At 67.4% G+C, this 15411-nt stretch carries 15 protein-coding genes; 1 reads left to right on the top strand and 14 read right to left on the bottom strand.

Annotated elements, in window-relative coordinates:
* Positions 1-4: 4 nt before the first annotated feature.
* On the bottom strand, positions 5-280 hold the full coding sequence (gene yajC, locus GGC47_RS23415; RefSeq protein WP_166653019.1) for a preprotein translocase subunit YajC: 276 nt from the start codon (positions 278-280) through the stop codon (positions 5-7).
* Positions 281-618: 338 nt separating this feature from the next.
* On the opposite strand from yajC, the gene GGC47_RS23410 reads away from it, so the two are divergent.
* On the top strand, positions 619-1521 hold the full coding sequence (locus tag GGC47_RS23410) for an ATP-binding protein (protein ID WP_142022662.1): 903 nt from the start codon (positions 619-621) through the stop codon (positions 1519-1521).
* Positions 1522-1740: 219 nt separating this feature from the next.
* On the opposite strand, the gene GGC47_RS23405 is transcribed toward GGC47_RS23410, so the two are convergent.
* The 13 genes from GGC47_RS23405 to GGC47_RS23345 form a co-directional block, all read right to left on the bottom strand.
* Positions 1741-2997 (bottom strand): peptidoglycan DD-metalloendopeptidase family protein, encoded by a 1257-nt coding sequence (locus GGC47_RS23405; RefSeq protein ID WP_142022661.1) that lies wholly within the window; start codon positions 2995-2997, stop codon positions 1741-1743.
* Between the two features lie 238 nt (positions 2998-3235).
* Entirely contained in the window at positions 3236-3898 is a 663-nt protein-coding gene (locus GGC47_RS23400; RefSeq protein ID WP_142022660.1) for a protein-L-isoaspartate O-methyltransferase family protein, read from the bottom strand.
* 32 nt (positions 3899-3930) lie between these two features.
* Complete coding sequence (surE, locus tag GGC47_RS23395) at positions 3931-4692, bottom strand: 5'/3'-nucleotidase SurE (protein WP_142022659.1); 762 nt, start codon at positions 4690-4692, stop codon at positions 3931-3933.
* A gap of 1 nt (position 4693) precedes the next feature.
* Positions 4694-6244 carry a serine--tRNA ligase gene (gene serS / locus GGC47_RS23390; protein WP_142022658.1) on the bottom strand — a complete coding sequence of 517 codons (1551 nt, stop codon included), beginning with the start codon at positions 6242-6244 and terminating at the stop codon, positions 4694-4696.
* Positions 6245-6447: 203 nt separating this feature from the next.
* Positions 6448-7257, bottom strand: coding sequence for a twin-arginine translocase subunit TatC (tatC, locus tag GGC47_RS23385; protein ID WP_038365557.1), 810 nt, complete (start codon positions 7255-7257; stop codon positions 6448-6450).
* The gene (gene tatB, locus GGC47_RS23380; RefSeq protein WP_142022657.1) at positions 7254-7934 is read right to left on the bottom strand and encodes a Sec-independent protein translocase protein TatB; all 681 of its coding nucleotides are present in this window, start codon (positions 7932-7934) and stop codon (positions 7254-7256) included. The genes tatC and tatB overlap by 4 nt, the downstream gene beginning before the upstream one ends.
* A gap of 99 nt (positions 7935-8033) precedes the next feature.
* Positions 8034-8279: a twin-arginine translocase TatA/TatE family subunit gene (locus GGC47_RS23375; RefSeq protein WP_038365555.1), complete on the bottom strand. Its 246-nt coding sequence runs from the start codon at positions 8277-8279 to the stop codon at positions 8034-8036.
* An 80-nt stretch (positions 8280-8359) separates the two neighbouring features.
* Positions 8360-9400, bottom strand: coding sequence for an ABC transporter ATP-binding protein (locus GGC47_RS23370; RefSeq protein ID WP_429069123.1), 1041 nt, complete (start codon positions 9398-9400; stop codon positions 8360-8362).
* Positions 9401-9643: 243 nt separating this feature from the next.
* Entirely contained in the window at positions 9644-10342 is a 699-nt protein-coding gene (gene scpB / locus GGC47_RS23365) for an SMC-Scp complex subunit ScpB (RefSeq protein WP_429069121.1), read from the bottom strand.
* Positions 10339-11169, bottom strand: coding sequence for a segregation and condensation protein A (locus GGC47_RS23360; protein WP_429069118.1), 831 nt, complete (start codon positions 11167-11169; stop codon positions 10339-10341). Before GGC47_RS23360 ends, scpB begins: the two co-directional genes overlap by 4 nt.
* A 118-nt stretch (positions 11170-11287) precedes the next feature.
* Complete coding sequence (gene nagZ / locus GGC47_RS23355) at positions 11288-12298, bottom strand: beta-N-acetylhexosaminidase (RefSeq protein ID WP_429069116.1); 1011 nt, start codon at positions 12296-12298, stop codon at positions 11288-11290.
* Between the two features lie 94 nt (positions 12299-12392).
* The gene (locus GGC47_RS23350) at positions 12393-13487 is read right to left on the bottom strand and encodes a TRAP transporter substrate-binding protein (protein WP_038365551.1); all 1095 of its coding nucleotides are present in this window, start codon (positions 13485-13487) and stop codon (positions 12393-12395) included.
* Between the two features lie 229 nt (positions 13488-13716).
* Positions 13717-15339: an SPOR domain-containing protein gene (locus GGC47_RS23345; RefSeq protein WP_429069112.1), complete on the bottom strand. Its 1623-nt coding sequence runs from the start codon at positions 15337-15339 to the stop codon at positions 13717-13719.
* Between the last annotated feature and the right edge of the window lie 72 nt (positions 15340-15411).

Genomic DNA, 15411 nt, shown 5'->3' with positions numbered 1-15411 from the left:
CGCCTCAGTTCTTGACCGGCTCGCTCTTCGAGCGGACGTCCTGGATCATGCCGCGCACGATGCGCACCCGCACGCCTTCGGCGATCTCGGCCTCGACCTCGCCGTCGTCGACGACCTTCGACACCTTCGCGACGAGCCCGCCGGAGGTGACGATCGTATCGCCGCGACGCACGTTCTTGATCATCTCCTGATGCGCCTTGGCCCGGCGCTGCTGCGGCCGGATGATCAGGAACCACATGATGACGAAGATCAGAAGGAACGGCACCAGCTGAATCAGCATGTCGGAGCCGCCGCCGGCTCCAAGCGACTGGGCAAAAGCGGGGGTGATCACAAAAACACTCCTCTGGTGCGACGGCAACGAGCCGCCAAGCCGCAAGACACGCCGCGAAAAGACACGACAAAAGCATCGCCCGGCCGGAAAATCGCGCGGACTATAGCCAGCAATGCCGTGAAATCAATCGGACACGCCCACTCGCGCAAGCGCGCTCCTCACCTATGGGCTTGCCGCCATTCGCGCAATGCCCTTGCGCAAGATCGCACAACGCGGTTTAGCTAGGCACGCAACCGTACCGGACGGTACGGTACGGTTGTCAGCCAAACCATGAAGGCGCATGCCAGATGACCGACAAGACCACCGAGAAGACCATCGACCAGACCGCCACCGAGACGCTCGCGACCCTGCTGCGGATCGCTTCCGCGCTGGAGCGCATCGCCCCCCTCCCGCGCAAGCCGATCGACCTTGCGGCGGCGGACGCCTTCGTCTGGCACGCGGCGGGCTCGGAGCTCGTGCCGGTGCCGAAGGTCAACCGCGTCGCCCTGTCCCTGCTGCGCGGCGTCGATCGCGTCCGCGACACGCTGGCCGAGAACACCGAGCGTTTCGCCCGCGGCCTGCCCGCCAACAACGTCCTGCTCTGGGGCGCGCGCGGCATGGGCAAGTCCTCGCTGGTCAAGGCGGTCCATGCCGACACCAACCAGCACCTCGCCAAGGGCGAACGGCCGCTGAAGCTGATCGAGATCCACCGCGAGGACATCGAGAGCCTGCCCGCCTTGATGAGCCAGCTCCGCAGCGATCCGCACCGCGCCATCGTCTTCTGCGACGATCTGTCCTTCGACGGCGACGACACCTCCTACAAATCGCTCAAGGCTGCGCTCGATGGCGGCGTCGAGGGGCGGCCCGAGAACGTCGTGTTCTACGCGACCTCGAATCGCCGCCACCTGCTGCCGCGCGACATGATGGACAATGAGCGCGCGACCTCGATCAATCCCGGCGAGGCGATCGAGGAGAAGGTCTCGCTCTCCGACCGCTTCGGCCTCTGGCTCGGCTTCCACAAATGCAGCCAGGACGAATATCTCGCGATGATCGACGGCTATGTCGCCCATTTCGGGCTCACCGTCACCCCGGAGGAGTTGCGCCGCGACGCGCTCGAATGGGCGACGACGCGCGGCTCCCGCTCCGGCCGCACCGCCTGGCAATACATCCAGGATCTTGCCGGCCGGCTCGGAAAGAAGCTGGAGGGGTGAAGCTCGAACGTGATGGTCGGGCCTGTCCCGGCCATCCACGTCTTCATCGACGCAGCGCACTGCTCAGGATCTGGATGCTCACCACAGGAGCGAGCATGACGGTATCCGAAAAAGCAAACAAAACGGGGCGCCTCTTCTGGAGGCGCCCCGTTCCGTATTCGATCGGCGGGGTCTCGCGGGTACCGATCGAAGGCTGAAGCCGGATTTGGGCAGCTTCGATCAGTTGTTCAGATAAGGCGTCGGATCGACCGGGGTCGAACCCTTGCGCAGCTCGAAGTGCAGCTGCGGCGACGAGACGTTGCCGGTCTGGCCGGAGCTGGCGACGACCTGGCCCCGCTTGACCGTATCGCCGCGCTTCACCTTGAGCTCGCCATTATGGGCATAGGCCGAGACATAGCCGTTGGGGTGACGGATCAGGACCAGGTTGCCATAGCCCTTCAGCTCGCTGCCGGCATAGGCGACGGTGCCCTCCTCGGCTGCCTTGACCGGGGTGCCGTCCGGCACCGCGATGTTGATGCCCTCATTGCCACCCTTGCCGCTGAAGCCCGAGATGACGCGGCCCCGGGCCGGCCAACGGAAATCGGCCTTGTCGGCGCTCGACGTCGCCGCCTCCTGCTTCGGCAGGCTGGCGGTCGTCTTGGGCTCGGGAGCGGGCTCGGCCTTCGCGGCCGGTGCAAGCTTCTCGGTCGCCGGAGCGCTGGCGACGGCGACGGGCTTCGTCGACTCGACCGCCGGCGTCGCAACCTTGGGCTGGCGGAGCTGCGCCGGGGCTGCCGCAGGCTTGGCCTCGGCGACGGCGGCCTTGCGGGCCTCCGCCTTGGCCTTGGCCTCGGCAGCGAAGCGGGCACGCGATTCCTTCATCGCCTGCGCATCGGCCTCCGCCTTGGAAGCAGCCGCAGTCCTGGCTTCGGCGACCGGCTTGACCTCGGCGGCGCTACGAGCCTGCGAGCGGACCTCGGTCGCAGCCTGGCGCACCGGCGCCGCTCCCTGAACGAAGCCGCGCGACTCGGGCGTGGGGGAAGCCGCACGCCGAACCGGCTCGGCCGCGGCCGTAGCCGCTCCACTGGCATTGTAGATCGGGATCGTCAGGCGGGTGCCCGGCGCCACATTGGCATTGCTCAGCCCGTTCGCCGAGATCAGCGCCGCGCGCGGCACGCCGTAGCGGGAAGAGATCATGTCCAGCGTTTCGCCCTGGGCGAGCACGATCGGCGTGCCGCCCTGCGCGGTCCAGCCAGCGGCGCTGCCCCCGACAGGCTGCGCCGACGGAGCGGCCGCGACCGGAGCGACCGGCGCCGGCCGCATTGCGGCGGAGGCCTGCGGCGGCGGCAGCGACTGCGAGCGCACGACCGGAGAAGACGGCACCGGCTGCAAAGCGCCGGAGCTGGAGCCGATCGAACCGGTGGTCACCGGGTCGCGCACAGGCGCGGCCTGCGCCGTCCTGAACGGATTGTCGAAGGGAGTCTCGGTGAAGCGCATCGTATCCGACGAGCAGGCGCTGACACCGAGGGCAAGCAGACAGACCGTCGAAAGACGGCAAAGGAGACGGGATTTGACCGTTCCGGCTTGGCTACGCATGGACAGAGTACTCGCGAACGACGCAACTCGATGAAGGCCATTAAAGTCCCGTTCAGGTTACGAAAGCGTTTCTCTCGCGAGTCCCGATTCACCTTTTTCGATTTTTTGCCGGCGTGGCCGCGGTCCGGCGGGAAAGCCGTCAAAGGGCCTGCGAGCGGCCCGGAATCAGCGGCGGCAGCCGCAGGATCGGCCCCGTCGCGTAATCGAACTGGCAGTCACTGAGGCGGGTCACCACCACGCGCCGCGCCACGCCTTCGACGCGCAGCGCCCCGACCAGCCGGCCGCCGGGCGAAAGCCGCATCAGCAGGGCCTCCGGAACGGAATGCGTCACGCCATTGACGAGGATGCGGTCGAACTGGCCCAGCGTGCGATCGGGCTGGAAGCCATCGGCGTGGCGCAGATCCACCACCTTGCCGAAACCGCTGCCGGAGACGCGCTCATGCGCAGCGAGCGCCAGTGAGCGATAGCGCTCGAGCGAGACGACCTCGCCGCCGAGAGCGGCGAGAAGCGCCGTGACATAGCCCGAGCCGGTTCCGACCTCGAGCACGCGCGCGCCTGCCTGCAGGTCGAGCGCGCCGATCAGATTCGCGACCGTATGCGGCGCCGTCATCGTCTGGCCGCAGGGCAGCGGCACCGAGACGTCCTGCCGCGCGAGATCGGCGAAGCGGGCCGGCGCGAAGCGGTCGCGCGGCACGCGCTCCATCGCCCGCAGCAGCGCAAGATCGCGCACACCCCGCGCCCTGAGCGACAGGAGAAAGGCGACGGTGCGCTCGCCCTCGCTGGCCGGCACCTCCTCCCCCATCTCTGCCCTCCCCTCAGCCTTCCCGAATCGCCTCAGGCGAAGACCTGCGCGAAGCGCGTCAGCGTCGGCTCATGGGTCAGGTCGAGTTCCAGCGGCGTCACCGAGATGCGGTTCTCGGCCATGGCGCGCAGATCCGTGCCGTTGGCCGGCTCCTTGCGGCTGCGCTGGAAGGCGATCCAGTAATAGGGATTGCCGCGCCCGTCCTTGCGGGGCTCGAGCTTGACCAGCTCCTGGTCGCGCCGGCCCTGCACCGTGACGGAGACGCCCTGCACCTCGCCCGGCCCCGCATTGGGGAAGTTGAGGTTGAACAGCACGCCCTCGGGAATCCCCTCCTCCAGCAAGCGGCGGATGATGCCCGGCGCATGATGCTCGGCGCAGTCCCAGCGGATATTGTTGCGGTCGCCCGGCGTATAGGCCTGGCTGATCGCGATCGAGGGGATGCCGAGCAGCGTGCCCTCCATCGCCGCGGCGATAGTGCCGGAATAGGTGACGTCCTCGGCGACGTTCGAGCCGCGATTGACGCCCGAGAGCACGAGGTCGGGCCGCACCTCGGTCATGACCGAGCGCACCGCCATGATGACGCAGTCGGTCGGCGTGCCCGCCACGGCGAAGCGCTTCTCGCTGATCTGACGCAGCCTCAGCGGATTCGACAGCGACAGCGAATGGGCGACGCCGGACTGGTCGCTCTCCGGCGCCACCACCCAGACATCGTCGGAGAGCTGATGCGCGATACGCTCCAGCACTTCCAGCCCCTCGGCATGGATGCCGTCATCGTTGGTGACGAGGATTCGCATCTCAGGCTGCCTTCTCGATCCGCGTCACGCCGCGCATATAGGGCACCAGCAGGTCCGGCACGGTGATCGAGCCGTCGGAATTCTGGTAGTTCTCCATCACCGCGATCAGCGCGCGGCCGACCGCCGTGCCCGAGCCGTTGAGGGTGTGCACGAAGAACGGGCCCTTGCCGTCCTTGGTCTTGTAGCGCGCATTCATGCGCCGCGCCTGGAAATCGCCGCAGACCGAGCAGGACGAGATCTCGCGATAGGTCTTCTGCCCGGGCAGCCAGACCTCGATGTCGTAGGTCTTCTGCGAGGCGAAGCCCATATCGCCGGTGCACAAGGTCATCACGCGATAATGCAGGTCGAGCTTCTTCAGCACGGCCTCGGCGCAGGCAAGCATGCGCTCATGCTCCTCGCGCGATTTTTCGGGCGTGGTGATCGAAACGAGCTCGACCTTCTCGAACTGGTGCTGGCGCAGCATGCCGCGCGTGTCGCGACCGGCGGAACCGGCTTCGGCGCGGAAGCAGGGCGTGAGCGCGGTATAGCGCAGCGGGAGTTCCTCCTCTGAGAGGATTGATTCCCTTGCCAGGTTGGTCAGCGGCACCTCGGCGGTAGGGATGAGCCAGCGACGGGCAATTTGATCTCGAACCGCCAACAATTCTCTATTTGAAACGAGATTGTCAAAAAGATTTACCCATCCACCTGCACTTGGGATTTTAACTTGTATTGTACGAATCTCTTGACCGTCACGGTCAATACCGTAGCCACTCAGACGAATTTCTACACTATCCGATATATTTCCAATTTTGGCACGAAGGACATCGTCCAAACTTGTTGTTGCGCTCTTTTGGAAAATTTCGTTCAAAGACCCCGTTAAATTCTGCGTAGCAAGAAACTGATCTTCTTCAAATTTTGGCAGTTGAGCAGTACCAAACATAACATCGTCGCGCACCAGCAGCGGCGGATTCACCTCGGTATAGCCGTGCTCCTCCGTGTGCGTGTCGAGCATGAACTGCCCGATCGCCCGCGACAGCCGCGCGATCTGCTTTTCCAGCACGACGAAGCGCGCGCCCGAGAGCTTGGCCGCCTTCTCGAAATCCATCTGGCCGAGCGCCTCGCCCAGCTCGAAATGCTGCTTGGGATCGTTCACGCCCTTGAGCAGCCCGCGCTCCTCCGGTTTCACGCCATGGACATGCAGCACGACATTGTCGTGCTCGTCCGCGCCATCGGGCACGTCGTCGAAGGGGATGTTCGGGATCGCGGCGAGCTTCTCGTCGAGCGCGTCCTTGGCGGCCTTCTCCTGCGCCTCCAGCGTCGGCTGCTCTTCCTTCAGCGCCGCGACCTCGGCCTTCAGCTTGTCGGCGAGCGCGACATCCTTCGCGCCCATCGCCTTGCCGATTTCCTTGGAGAGCGCATTGCGGCGCTCCTGCGTGGCCTGCGCTTTGGCGATCGACGAGCGGCGCACATCGTCGAGTTCGAGCAGCGAGGACGACAGCGGCGCCAGGCCTCTGCGTTCAAGCCCCTTGTCGAACGCCGCGGCGTTCTCGCGAATCCATCTGATGTCGTACATCGTCGTCCGGCCATGCCATCGCTGCGGAATGCAGCGTTGGATGCTCTAGACCGGGATCGCGCGCGAGGGAACCACCGACATCGGCATTCGGCGCCCCGATCACGTCATGGTCGGGCTTGTCCCGACCATCCACGTCTTCGTTCGGAAGCAGCGGCGTTCAAGACGCGGATGCTTGCCACAAGGGCGAGCATGACGACAGCACCCTACTCCGCGTCCTCGGCTGCCTTCGCGGCCTCGCCCTTCTTCTCCACGCGGCGCACCGAGAAGATCGAAAGCTCGTAGAGCAGCAGCATCGGCACGGCGAGCATGAGCTGCGAGATCACGTCCGGCGGCGTCAGAACCGCCGCGACGATGAACACGAAGACGATGGCGTAACGGCGCTTGTCCTTCAGGAACTGCGAATCGATGATCCCCGCCTGCCCCAGCAGCGTTAGGATCACCGGAAGCTGGAAGGCGATGCCGAAGGCGAAGATCAGCGTCATGATCAGCGAGAGATATTCGCTCACCTTCGGCAGGAGCGCGATGCCGGCCTGCGTCTCGGTCGCCGCCTGCTGCATGCCGAGCGAGAACTTCATCAGCACCGGCATGGCGAAGAAGAAGACCAGCAGCGCGCCGAGCGTGAAGAACACCGGCGTCGCCACGAGATAGGGCGCGAAGGCGGCCTTCTCATTCTTGTAGAGGCCGGGCGCGACGAATTTGTAGATCTGCGTCGCGATCACCGGGAAGGCGAAGAAACCGGCGCCGAAGGCCGCCACCTTGATATGGGTGAAGAGCAATTCGAGCGGGCCCGTATAGATGAGCTGCGCATTGGCTGCGCTCCCCGCCGCCCAGACATAGGGCTTCACCAGGATGTTGTAGATCTGCGTCGAGAAGCCGAAGCAGATGAAGAACATGATCAGGAAGGCGATCAGCGACTTGATCAGCCGCGAGCGCAATTCGATCAGATGGTCGAGAAGCGGCGCGCGCGAGGCCTCGATCTCGTCTTCGCCCTCGCGAGGATTGGCGACGCTCATGCGGAAGTCTCCTCGCCCTTCGCCGTCTTCGTCTTACGCTTGCGGGCAGGCTTGGCCGGCTCCGCCGCGGTCGCTTCCGGCAAGGGCGTGTCCGGCTCTGCCGGCGCCACGGCCGCGATCGGCTTGACGCGCCGCGCGCGGGCCGGCTTGGGCTCAGCGCCATTCGTCTTCGCGGCGGGCTCGACGGCTTCCGCTGCCGGAGCGGCAGCGACAGGCGCAACCTCTTCGGGCTTTTCTTCCGGTTTGGCCTTGCGAACTCGCTTCGGCTTGGCGGCCGGCGTCTCGGCGGCAATCTCCACCGGCGGCAGCTCGGGAGCCGGCATCGCGGCGAGCTTGGCTTCCGCCTCCTTCAGCGCGGCCGTATCGGGCTTGGCCACATCGCCGGCCGTTCCGGAAGCCGAAAAATCCTTCGGCTCCTCAATCGGCTTGTAGTCCGTATGGGTGTTGAGCGAGCTCGACACGCTGCCGCCGACATCCTCGACCTGCTTCTTCAGGTCGGCGAGCTCGGCCTCGCGCATGGCCTCGTTGAACTGGCCCTGGAATTCGGCCGCCATGCGCCGGACCTTGCCGATCGTCTGGCCGACCGTGCGCAGGACTTTCGGCAGATCCTTTGGACCGATCACGACGAGCGCGACCGCCCCGATCAGCACCATTTCGCTCCAGGCGATGTCGAACATCGACGGCTCTTCCTATCGGCGCGCTCGCCGTTCGGCCACAGGGCCGAACGGTCGGGCCGCGCGCATCACCAACACCACGCCCTCGGGGCGCGCGCCGCGTCAGGCCTTGTGGTCGGCCTTGGCCTGCGCCTGAGCCGCCGCGTTGCTGGCCTGCGTCTGGTCGATCACCTTGGGGTCGACAGTGGTGGCGGTCGGCGTCGGCTCGTCATCCTCCGCCATGCCCTTCTTGAACGATTTGATGCCCTTGGCGACATCCCCCATCAGCTCGGACACCTTCCCGCGCCCGAACAGAAGCATCACGATGACGCCGACGACGATCCAGTGCCAAATGCTCACGCCACCCATGGCGAAACTCCTCCGAAATTGCCCCGACCGGGGCCTGTCCCCGACCAATTCTGGCCCGGTCGTTCGCTCGGCGGCGGAACCTATTGATCCGCCGCGGGAAACACAAGGACTTCGTCCGACGGAATGTCGACGCCGACCTCGTCGCCCACGCCGACCTCGTCCGACAGTGCCATGCGCGCGGTGAGCGGCCGGTCGAAGCCGTCGACGGCCACGAGCACATGATCGATCTCGCCGAGAAAGCGCCGAGCGACCAGCCGCCCCTTGAGATAGTACCCCTTCGGCACGATCCGCACCCGATGCGGCCGGATGCAGACGATCGCCTCGCTGCCTTCCGCCACGCCCTGCGCCGCGAAGCGCCCGAACGGCGTCTCGACCGTTCCGCCCGAGACCCGGCCCTCGATCTCGGTAAAATCGCAGAAAAATCGGGCGGCAAAGAGGCTGGCAGGCCGGCGGTAGAGCTCCTCCGCGGTGCCGATCTGGGCGATCCGCCCGGCGCGCATCAGCACGATGCGGTCGGCGATGCGCATCGCGTCCTCGGGGTCGTGCGTGACGATGATCGAGGTCGCGCCCGTCTCCTCCAGCAGCGCGGCGGTCTCGTCGCGCACCACGTCGCGCAGCCGCCGGTCGAGGTTGGAGAAGGGCTCGTCCATCAGCAGGACGCCGGGGCGTGGCGCAATGGCGCGCGCCAGCGCGACACGCTGCTGCTCGCCGCCCGAGAGCATATGCGGATAGGAGCCGGCCAGATGCTCGAGCCCGACGCGCGCCAGCGCCCGCAGCGCCGTGGCGTCGGCGGCGCTTCCCGACCGGTCGCGCAGCCCGAAGCGAACGTTCTCCCGCACGCTCAGATGCGGAAACAGCGCATAGTCCTGAAAGACGAAGCCGATGCCGCGATGTTCCGGCTCGACGAAGGCGGTGGGCGACGAAACATCACGCCCTTCCAGCAGCACCCGCCCCGCGCTCGGGCGCTCTACTCCGGCCGCGAGCCTCAGCAGCGTCGTCTTGCCGCAGCCAGACTGGCCGAGCAGCGCGACGATTTCCCCGGGTCGAACCGAGAGGGACACGTCCGACAACGCCGTCACCGTGCCGAAGCGCTGGGTCACGCCATCGAATCCGAGCGTCATCGGGATCGCGGCTCCCGCCGTCCCGCGCCGGCCCCAGCCGAGCCAGCTTCTCGCAGTTTCGCTTCCCGCCAATCCTTGTCCTCTCAGCAAATGGGCCGTCATCCCGGGCAGAGCGATGCCTAGACCTAGACCCGGGATCCATGTCTGAACCGATCCAGGTAAGCTTCAGGCATGGATCCCGGATCGGCGCCGCCAGAGGCGGCTTGTCCGTGATGACCAGCGAGGAGAGCCGAGTGTTCGCCCTCACTCCTGTTGCGGGCCGCCCTCGCCGTCGTCAAGCGGGCTGAACAGATCGCCGAGCGGATCCTCGTCGTCGCGTAAGGACGGATCGTCATCGGGAACCGGCACGGTGAGGTCGCGCGTCAGCCGGCCCTCGATGAAGCCCGCCCCCTTCAATTCGTCGAGCCCCGGCAGGTCGTCGATGCGGTCGAGCCCGAAATGATCGAGAAAGCCGCGTGTCGTGCCATAGGTCACCGGCCGGCCCGGCGAGCGCCGCCGCCCGCGCAATCGCACCCAGCCAGCCTCGAGCAGGATGTCGAGCGTGCCCTTGGCGGTGGCGACGCCGCGGATCTCCTCGATCTCGGCGCGCGTCACCGGCTGGTGGTAGGCGATGATCGCCAGCACTTCGAGGGCCGCCCGCGACAGCTTGCGCGGCGGCTCGGCCTCGGCGGCGAGCAGATAACCGAGATCGGACGCCGTCCTGAAAGCCCAGCCGCCGGCGACCTGCCGCAGATTGACGCCGCGCGCCGCGTAGAACGCGACGAGACGGGCCAGGACCTGCCCGATATCGATTCCCGCCGGCACCGAGCGGCTGAGTTCCTCCTCCGACAGCGGCGCCGCGGAGGCAAAGAGCAACGCCTCGACGATGCGCAGCGCCTGCGCGAAGGCTTCCGCCCCGCCGCCATCCTCCTCGTCGCGCGTCTCGGCCATCGCCGCCGTCATGAGGCGTCCTGTCCGACGAAGGGCAAGGCCGGTGGCCGCGCCGAGCGGCGGCGGACATGGATGGGCGCGAAGGCGTCGTCCTGCCGGATGTCGAGCATGCCTTCCCGCACCATCTCCAGCATGGCTGAGAGTGCTGACGCCCTGACAGTCGCCCTCATCTCACCCACCGGCAGCCCATGCGCCTGCATGTAGCGCGTCAGATAGGGGTCGATATCGGTCCAGTCCCCCGCTTCGCCGACGAGTTTCTGCAATGCCTCGCGCGCCTCGACCAGCGACCAGACGACGCGATGGCCGACCGAGATATGCCCCTGCACCCGCTTCTGCCGCTGATGCGCATAGGCGGCGAGCAGATCGTAGAGCTCCGCCTCCCAGACCGGCCGGGCCCCCGCGACGATCTCCTCCGGGGCACCGCGCGCGAAGAAATCCTGCCCGAGCCGGTCGCGCGAGGCGAGCTTGTTGGCCGCGGCGCGGATCGCTTCCAGCCGGCGCAGACGCAAGGCGAGCGCGGTGGCGAGATCGGCCGCGCTCGGCTCCTCGCCCCTCGGCGGCTCGGGCAGCAGCAGGCGCGACTTGAGATAGGCGAGCCATGCCGCCATCACGAGATAATCGGCCGCCAGTTCCAGCCTCAAGGCCCGCGCCTCCTCGACGAAGGTGAGGTACTGCTCAGCCAGCGCCAGGATGGAGATGCGGTGCAGGTCGACCTTCTGGCGGCGCGCGAGATCGAGCAGCAGGTCGAGCGGCCCTTCATAGCCGTCGACATCGACGACAAGCGCAGGCTCGTCCTCGCGCCGCGCGCGATCTTCCGCGAATGGCAAATCGGCCGTCATGCTGGCCTGCCCTCACCCGCCTTGCCCATCTCTCGCCGTCACCCCGGACGCAGCGAAGCGAATATCCGGGATGGCATGCGGGAAGATGTGATCAACCCCGTGGGACAGATTCGGCTTTTCAGCCGTCCAGCGCAAGGGCGCCGGCAACCTCGACGCGCGCGGCGGTGACATCGAGAGGCTCGGGCTCGTGGCGGATGCGGCCGAGCGCAGCGGCAGCCCGACGCGCGCGCGCGCCGGTCATCTCCGGCACCGCCCCGGCGATGGCGACCATCTCCTCCATGATGCCGTGGCAATGCAGCACGACGTCGACCCCGGCGCGGATGGCGGCCCGGGCCTTCGCCTCGAACGTGCCGGAGAGTGCCTTCATCGAGATGTCGTCGGTCATGATCAGCCCGTCGAAGCCGATCTCCTCGCGCATGATCCCGCGCACGATCTTCCGCGACACGGTGGCCGGGTGCTTCGGATCGAGCGCAGTGAAGACCACATGCGCCGTCATTGCCAGCGGCATGTCGGCGAGATGGCGGAACGGCCGGAAATCATGCGCCCTGAGCTCGTCGAGCGTCGCATCCACCACCGGCAGGTCGTGGTGGCTATCCGCCCGCGCCCGGCCATGGCCGGGCATGTGCTTGACGACCGGCAGCACGCCGCCGGCGAGAAGCCCCTCCGCCGCCGCCCGGCCGAGGCGCGCCACCTGATCCGGCTCATAGGCATAGGCGCGGTCACCGATGACGTCGTGGCTGCCGGCGACCGGCACGTCGAGCACCGGAAGGCAGTCGACATCGATGCCGACACTTTTCAGGTCATGCGCCATCAGTCGCGCCGAAAGCCGCACGATCTCGCGCTGGCGCACCGCATCGTTGATGGTCAGGAAGGCCCGCGCCGACGCGTATTTCGGCCAGTTCGGCGGCCCCATGCGCTGCACGCGGCCGCCTTCCTGATCGATCAGGATCGGCGCCTTCCAGCCGACGGTCTCGCGCATCTCGGCCGTCAAGGCCGCGACCTGCTCGGGCGACTGCGTGTTGCGCCGGAACAGGATGAAGCCCCAGGGACGGGCATCACGGAAGAAGGCGCGCTCGTCGGGCGTGAGGCTTGTGCCGAGGCAGCCGGCGATGAAGGCGCGCGAGGTCATGGCACCGGGTTAGAAACTGGCGCGGGCGCGGTCAAGCACCACGCGTCCCCTCCCCCGCTTGCGGCGGGGAGGGAACGGCGGAGTGCCGACCGCCTCACTTGATCTGTTGGAAGTTCTGCGCGTTGAAGGCGTCGAAGGGCAGCTCCGCGATGCGGAACCAGAGCTGCTCCTTCTTCCAATAGGGCAGGAAGGAATCGTAGAAGGTCTTGAACTGCGGGTTGCTGGCGGCGAGCTCCGCATACATGGCGAAGGCCTCCTTATAGGCGGCCGCCATCACCTCCTGCGGGAAGGCGCGCAGCTCGGCCCCGGTGCCGACCAGCCGCACCAGCGCATCCGGGTTGCCGTGATCGTATTTGGCGACGCAGAGCGCGTTGGCCTCGGCGCAGGCCGCCTCGAGAATCGCCTTGTAGGACGCCGGCAGCGCGTTCCACTTATCGAGGTTAGCGATGAAGCTGACGTTGGCGTTGCCCTCCCAGAAACCGGGATAGTAGTAATATTTCGCCACCCGGACGAAGCCGAGCTTCTCGTCGTCGAACGGCCCGGAGAACTCGACCGCGTCGAGCGTGCCGCGCTCCAGCGCCGGATAGATGTCGGCCCCGCCGATGGTCTGCGGCACCACGCCGAGCCGCGCCATGATCCGCCCGCCGAGCCCGGCGATGCGGAACTTCAGCCCCTTCAGATCCTCGAGCGTCTTGATCTCCTTGCGGAACCAGCCGCCCATCTGCGCGCCGGTGTTTCCCGAGGGGATCGTGTAGCAGTTATAGGTCTTCATGAAGGCGCGGCAGAGCTCGAGCCCGCCGCCCTGATAGAGCCAGGCGTTCTGCTGGCGGGTGTTGAAGCCGAAGGGCAGCGAGGTCTCGAAGGCGAAGGCCGGATCCTTGCCGATATAGAAGCTCGACAGCGTGTGGCTGCATTCGACCGTGCCGTTCTGCACCGCGTCGAGCGCCTGCAGCGCCGGCACGATCTCGCCCGGCGCGAAGACCTGGATCTGGAAATTGTTGTCGGTCGCCTCCGCCACGCGCTTGGCGACATGGGTCGAGATTCCATAGAGCGTGTCGAGGCTCTTGGGATAGCTTGAGGTCAACCGCCAGCTGATCTTGGGCTGAGACTGCGCGAGCGCCGGCGCCGCGATGGCGGCGCTGCCGGCGGCGCCCACACCGGCGACCTTGACGAAGTTGCGACGATCCATGGGTATCCTCCAGCTGGTGCTTTGCGTCGCGCCGGCGGCACGCGGCCTTCCGACGCATCGTTGATTGTTGTCAGCTAAGTCGCATGCGCCTTCGGGCGCGACAAGTATGCCCGGCGCCATGCCTGCTCGCACGAAAAGCGCAGGCGGCCGGAGCATGGACGCAGCGAGACGGCCAAACAAAAGGGCAGCGCCCGAAGGCGCTGCCCTTTCATGGCGAGACGAGGCTGTCTCAGTTCTTGGCGATGAAGCACTGACCGCCCGCGGCCTGAAGCGCCGAGCACATCGAGGTGGCGTCATCGCGGGAATAAGGCCCGACGCGCAGGCGATAGACCGTCTTGCCGCCAGCGAGCTCCGTCTTGCGGACGATCGGCGACTGACCGCCGAGCTGCTGCGGATATTTGCGCTGCAGCGCCGCGAAGGTCGCCCGCGCCTCCTGCTCACTGCCCGGCGCCCCGAGCTGGACCACGAAATCGCCGGTTCCGGCGCGGATCGCGGCGTTGGCGGGAGCCGGCGTCGGAGCGGCAGGCGCTGCGCTGGCGAGGCGGGTCGGAGCGGCGGGCGTGGTCGCGGCCGGCGGTGTCGTCGCGCGCTCCTGCGGCTTCGGCGCAGCCGGCGGCGGCACGGCGGCCGCGATCGGCAGATTCGCACTGGCCGGGCTGCCCGCGATCGAGCGGCTCGGCGCCGAGCCGGTCGCGATCGGGCGGTTGCCATTGGCGTCGGCAGCGGCCGCCTGCGCCGGCGAGCCGTCGGGACGGATCGAGACGGTGCGGACCTTGCGCGGCTCGCCGAGGCCCGGCACCGGCGGCATCGGGGTCAAGGCGGGCTCGGGCATCACGATGCTGCGCTCGGCGCCGCTGGGCGCCGGAGCGGTGACGGTTTCGCTCGAAGCGGTGCCCGGTCCGGGCAGAACCACCCGCGAGGGCATCGAGCGGGCCGCTTGCTGGATGTCGACCGGCTGCTCCTGGCTGTCGACGAGCTTGGTCTTGCCCTGCGGGTCTTCGGCGGAGCGCTCGTAGATCTGCTTGTTCTGGTTCGGAATTTCCCGGCCGCCCGGATTGGCGGGCTCGACCTTGACCGGGCCGCTATCGGCCGCGATCACCGGCGGCGCGCCGCTCTTCGAAGACGAGCCGCCGCGCAGCAGCATGGTTCCGCCGACGCCGATGACGCCAATGGCGATCACCGCAGCCGCCGCCCAGAGGCCCTTGCGAGAGCGCCGGGGCTCGAGATCGGGCAGGTCGTCTTCGGCATATTGAGGATGGTAGGTCTGCTGCCGCGCATCGAAGCCCTGGTCCGAAGCCTCGGCGTCATAGGCGGGTTCCTGCTGATAGACCGGGGCCCGGTAGAAGCCCTGCTCCTCGTCAAGGTCGCGCGCGGCTGGCGCCCCTTGGGCCGGCACCGGCCGGGAATAGGCGGCCGGCTCGGGATGAGCGTAATCCTGCTCCGCGGGCTCGTCGTCGTATTGATAGTGTTGCCGGGGCTGAACCGGCGCGGCCGCGGGCTTGCGCTCGGGCTCGGTCCGGCGCAACAGGGCCTCGAACTCGTCGAGGGCGCCGCGCATCTCGGCCGGCGGCTCGGCGACGGGCAAAGGAGCCTGCGCCGCACGCGGCGGCACATAGACGGGCTGCTGCGGCACCACAGCGAAGCTGGGCTCCTGGCGCGTCGCCGGCGCAGCAGGCTGCTGCCTGCGCTCGGTGAAGATGTCCTTGAGCGGATCGTCCTGACTGACGATACGGGTCAGCTCCGCCAGCGGATCGGGCGAGTGCGCGGGGCGCTGCGCCTGCCCTGCCCCCCGAAGCTGGCGCTCGAGATCCTCGAGATCGAGCGCGAAACGATTCCTAGCTGGCTCACTCATGGTACGATCCATTCCAGCACAAGCCGCTTCCCCCTATGGAAGAACCGGGAACTCTGTGCGGTCAACCTGACC

Source organism: Allobosea sp. OAE752 (assembly GCF_050433265.1).
GTDB lineage: Bacteria > Pseudomonadota > Alphaproteobacteria > Rhizobiales > Beijerinckiaceae > Allobosea > Allobosea spartocytisi.
The sequence above is the reverse complement of the archived record's forward strand: the minus strand, read 5'-3'. Positions and strand labels throughout refer to the sequence as shown.

Bases quoted from the DNA above. Each gene is read 5' to 3' on its own strand.
- GGC47_RS23375 (WP_038365555.1), bottom strand. From the start codon at position 8,279: ATGGGTGGCGTGAGCATTTGGCACTGGATCGTCGTCGGCGTCATCGTG.
- scpB (WP_429069121.1), bottom strand. From the start codon at position 10,342: ATGACGGCGGCGATGGCCGAGACGCGCGACGAGGAGGATGGCGGCGGG.
- GGC47_RS23400 (WP_142022660.1), bottom strand. From the start codon at position 3,898: ATGGGGGAGGAGGTGCCGGCCAGCGAGGGCGAGCGCACCGTCGCCTTT.
- tatC (WP_038365557.1), bottom strand. From the start codon at position 7,257: ATGAGCGTCGCCAATCCTCGCGAGGGCGAAGACGAGATCGAGGCCTCG.
- surE (WP_142022659.1), bottom strand. From the start codon at position 4,692: ATGCGAATCCTCGTCACCAACGATGACGGCATCCATGCCGAGGGGCTG.
- GGC47_RS23370 (WP_429069123.1), bottom strand. From the start codon at position 9,400: ATGACGCTCGGATTCGATGGCGTGACCCAGCGCTTCGGCACGGTGACG.
- GGC47_RS23405 (WP_142022661.1), bottom strand. From the start codon at position 2,997: ATGCGCTTCACCGAGACTCCCTTCGACAATCCGTTCAGGACGGCGCAG.
- nagZ (WP_429069116.1), bottom strand. From the start codon at position 12,298: ATGACCTCGCGCGCCTTCATCGCCGGCTGCCTCGGCACAAGCCTCACG.
- yajC (WP_166653019.1), bottom strand. From the start codon at position 280: ATGCTGATTCAGCTGGTGCCGTTCCTTCTGATCTTCGTCATCATGTGG.
- GGC47_RS23350 (WP_038365551.1), bottom strand. From the start codon at position 13,487: ATGGATCGTCGCAACTTCGTCAAGGTCGCCGGTGTGGGCGCCGCCGGC.
- GGC47_RS23345 (WP_429069112.1), bottom strand. From the start codon at position 15,339: ATGAGTGAGCCAGCTAGGAATCGTTTCGCGCTCGATCTCGAGGATCTC.
- GGC47_RS23410 (WP_142022662.1), top strand. From the start codon at position 619: ATGACCGACAAGACCACCGAGAAGACCATCGACCAGACCGCCACCGAG.
- tatB (WP_142022657.1), bottom strand. From the start codon at position 7,934: ATGTTCGACATCGCCTGGAGCGAAATGGTGCTGATCGGGGCGGTCGCG.
- GGC47_RS23360 (WP_429069118.1), bottom strand. From the start codon at position 11,169: ATGACGGCCGATTTGCCATTCGCGGAAGATCGCGCGCGGCGCGAGGAC.
- serS (WP_142022658.1), bottom strand. From the start codon at position 6,244: ATGTACGACATCAGATGGATTCGCGAGAACGCCGCGGCGTTCGACAAG.